We start from the raw sequence: 3,687 nt of genomic DNA, 5'->3' as shown, positions 1-3,687 counted from the left end.
CGACCACTTGCCGAACAGGATGCGATCGCCGGCCTTGACGTCCAGCGGGACGAGCTTGCCGGCTTCGTCGCGGGCGCCGGAACCAACGGCGATGATGTCGCCTTCCTGCGGCTTTTCCTTCGCCGTATCGGGGATGATGATGCCGCCGGAGGTCTTGGATTCGGATTCGACCCGACGAACGACCACGCGGTCATGCAGCGGCCGGAAATTCGACTTTGCCATTTTGGATATCCCTGGTGCGGAGGTTGAAAGGTTCTCCGTTGCCGGAGCTTGGTTAGCACTCGCCACTGGGGAGTGCTAACGTGGCGGTGAGATAGGCCGTAGGTTCGTACTAGTCAAGACGGACGAGGGGCGGCCGAAGAGCAAAGGATTTAGAATCGGCGCGGAAGCCTCGCCCCCGTTACGGTGCATCCAACTGCCTAAGCGAGCGTTTCGGCCGTAAGCTCTGGGCCAACTTTCGTCTCTGTTTGGAATGTGAAATTATGTGAAATTAGTGGCCGAGCAGTCGGCCGGAATCGATGGCCAGCCAAACAGTCTTGAGCTTTTTGCAATTCATCATAACCTAAGTGGCATCGCCAAAAGGAGCGCTTATCGCAATCGATGGTCTGCAAATGCCTGCCGAAGCGCCTGGCAATCCTAAAGCAAGGCACTCGCAATTTGCTTGTTCGGTAGGTTCCGATCAGCAGGTCGAGCGGAATGCTCGTTTTAAGGACGATGTTTGGGATTTCGTGATCGAGGTGGATTGTTTCCGTGGTGAGGTTTGCCGCTTCAGAGAGCCTGAGTCCCGTGCCGGCGATTAGATAGACAAGATGGCGCGCCTCCTCGTTGAACCCGTCCAGTGCGCCTTCCGCGAGAATCTCTCCCTGCACGAATTCCGCCGTGAACGCAGCGCGTTGAGCCGCAACGGCACCGGAAAGCCATGACGATCATGCCGGGTACTGGCGTGTGCTGCGATGTTGTAGGTGGTCACGCGGGCCTTGACGTCATTGCGATCGGAAGACCGAGATTTTCCATCGGCGTCACAGTTTGCGTTACGGTTGTGGCCTCGGAGTTCACAAGACCAATCGAGTACTGAGACGTTGGCCAAGATTTAAGAGCTTCGTTCGGCCCTTTCCATTGCTCTGCGGCATCTCCGGAGGGAACTGACAGGTTCGCCGCGATAATCTGCGGCTCGCACCCTCAGGGCCCTCACGCCGGTTTGCCACCCTCGTGGGCCCCACGCCGATTTGACCATAAACCGAGATGAAACGAACTCTGCACGAGGAAGGGAAAGAACGCCGATTTCCTGCGTTAATAGCAGGATCTTGACCGTAAAGCGCTCCAATGAGTTGATATTGTCAAAATAGGGCTTCGATAGAGGTCACAGGGAACACCCATCCGAGTGAGGAGCATCTCAATGTCGCAGGAACTCGACTATCTCAGCCGCCGTTTAGCTGCGGGTCGGCTGAGCCGACGTGAGTTTCTCCGACATGCGACGGCGCTCGGCGTTTCAGCGACGTTCGCCAATTCGATCCTCGCCAGCGCTGCGCGGGCATCTATGCGTACTGTTCCAGTTAAGCGCGTTTACGAGAAACCTGTACTGACCCCGCTGGGCCACATGGCGCAGGTCACTCAGAAATCAGGGGCTGAGGGGCCGGTCCGCGGCGGTGTCATCGGCCTTAGTGGTGCTGGGGCAGCCGACAGTCTCGATCCGGCGACGTCCTCGACGGTTATATCAAGGTCGTGGATATGATCAGGCGCTTACCCACCTGAAGGTCATTCTGCGACACCGCGCCATTTGACAACAACGATCTGAGGATGGCGCTAAAGCTTGCCATCGACCGCGAGGAGATACTCAACAAGATCCTGCGTGGGTACGGTACGCTCGGCAACGACTTCCCGGTCAATGCCGGTCGCCCGACTCAGGATCAGACGTACTCGACTACCTATCTATCCACGATGCCCTGGAACGACACGCACTTCTTCATCGAAAAGTTCGAAAAACTTCTCATTGAGGCGCGACGCGCTCCCAATTCGGCCGTTCCGGGCGACAATTCCGTTGCTCCAAAGCGGACGTCCGTTGATCGGCGCGAACTCCCCCGTCTTCAGTGAAATCCACCTGCATCAGATTTTTCCATCTTGTCAGAGTACTAGTTGGTGTACTTTTTCGCCCGATGCAAAAATCGTGAGTTTTGCAACAGTAGACTCTCAATAACGCCGACCAAGCGATATAGCACTTGACGAGTTTAGCTCCCAAGCGGGAGAAAGACATTGGGGGACGTTCACATGGCTAGATGCACAGCGCCAAGAGAGGGCCACCGCTCAGCGAGCGCTGCGGCGAACTGCCCTGCGTGCCGTCATCGCTACGGGCGCAACGGTGGATATAGCAGCGGGTCGTACTCGTCCCCGGCCCTGTCCTACTATTCCTCGTCGGGGGGCAGTGGGGGCGGCCGGAGCAGCGGCGGCGGGTCCGGCCGCATAAAAGCAAGTTGGTCGAAAGCTGGCTCGTCCGTGTTGTACACGCCTACAGAAGTGCGGGCACTCACGCCTATCCGCCACACTGTCGAGAGCCGAGCGGAACTACCTGACCTTCGTGATGTCTTCCTATGTCACGCGTGGGACGACCGGCAGGGGGCTGCCAAGGAGCTACACGATCTGCTCGAATCACTCGGTGTCTCGGTCTGGTTCAGCGAAAAGGACGTTGCCCTCGGCACGCCGTTGCTTCGCGAAATCGACAAGGGACTGGCGAAGTCGCGAGTCGGGATCGTGCTGGTTACTCCCGCGCTGCTGCGCCGCCTCCCAGCAGAGGGCATCGCCGACAAGGAGCTTTCGGCACTCCTAGCGCGTGAACAGCTCGTTCCTATCGTCCACAACACGACGTACGAAGCTCTCCGCAACATCAGCCCCCTGCTGGGCTCGCGAAGCGGCCTGAGCACCGCAGAAGAGCCGATGGCAGACGTGGCGGCCAAGCTCGCCGAGCTGGTCGCACTCTAGCTTTATTGCCGGAGCGGCTGGCCCTACGTTACACAAGCGGTTCAGGCACTGACGCGCCGGCACTCACCAGGCAGCCGCACCCGTGCATCTAAAACCTGTCGGCAGCGAGCGGCGATTGCCGATATCTCCGGCGTTCAGCAGGTTCGTCAAAAGGTGAGGAGGCGCGAATTCGCCGCAGCATTGGGGAAGGGCGCATGTCTTGCCCCCAACAACGCCGTCGCAGGACAACTGGCTATGCTTTCTACCGCCCGTCGGCTCTCTACCACCCGTCGCATGGCCGACAGAGCCGGCGGCAGGGAAACTCGTAAGCCATCTATGAATTTAGATCGACGCGTCGAGCAATGTGGTCCAGCATGCGCATGGGGTGTCGAGCGGGATTGTTGTGACCGCCAGCTGGGGGTCGTTATGTGTGGGGTGAATTGAGTGACCACTTGTGATCTTTCATACAGCCGCTCGTCTACTCGACCTAGGGCTGTCGAGCATGAGCAAAGCCCGTCCTTGCCTTATGGTCGGAGAACTCCAGCTTTGCCTCGCCGAATGGCAGCTCGTAAATAATGCAGTCAAAAGTGTGCATACCGCGGCGTCGACCACATTGTTTCAGTCTTTTCAACAGCGTAGGAATCTGACGGTATTATTGACGGTATGCGAAATCAGATGATGTGATTTCATCAAGAAAATCAATGAGATGATGTTCTAATTGATGATTGAGTGGGA

At 57.7% G+C, this 3,687-nt stretch carries 4 protein-coding genes and 1 pseudogene; 3 read left to right on the top strand and 2 right to left on the bottom strand.

Annotated features, from left to right (window positions below; genetic code table 11):
• The coding region (locus BQ8794_RS21470; RefSeq protein WP_143744645.1) for a co-chaperone GroES at positions 1–222 on the bottom strand (222 nt) is incomplete at its 3' end.
• Positions 223–419: 197 nt separating this feature from the next.
• Complete coding sequence (locus tag BQ8794_RS21465; RefSeq protein WP_077380689.1) at positions 420–869, bottom strand: hypothetical protein; 450 nt, start codon at positions 867–869, stop codon at positions 420–422.
• 527 nt (positions 870–1,396) lie between these two features.
• On the opposite strand from BQ8794_RS21465, the gene BQ8794_RS21460 reads away from it, so the two are divergent.
• The 3 genes and pseudogenes from BQ8794_RS21460 (at position 1,397) to BQ8794_RS21450 (ending at position 2,973) form a co-directional block, all read left to right on the top strand.
• The gene (locus BQ8794_RS21460; protein WP_077380688.1) at positions 1,397–1,732 is read left to right on the top strand and encodes a twin-arginine translocation signal domain-containing protein; all 336 of its coding nucleotides are present in this window, start codon (positions 1,397–1,399) and stop codon (positions 1,730–1,732) included.
• A gap of 29 nt (positions 1,733–1,761) precedes the next feature.
• Positions 1,762–2,001 (top strand): annotated as a pseudogene (locus tag BQ8794_RS21455) (ABC transporter substrate-binding protein); the annotation flags it as partial.
• Between the two features lie 492 nt (positions 2,002–2,493).
• Complete coding sequence (locus BQ8794_RS21450; protein ID WP_425293563.1) at positions 2,494–2,973, top strand: toll/interleukin-1 receptor domain-containing protein; 480 nt, start codon at positions 2,494–2,496, stop codon at positions 2,971–2,973.
• The last annotated feature ends 714 nt before the right edge of the window (positions 2,974–3,687 follow it).

Origin of the sequence: Mesorhizobium prunaredense (assembly GCF_900156895.1) — a bacterium.
GTDB lineage: Bacteria > Pseudomonadota > Alphaproteobacteria > Rhizobiales > Rhizobiaceae > Mesorhizobium > Mesorhizobium prunaredense.
This window is presented reverse-complemented; position numbering and strand designations above follow the sequence as displayed.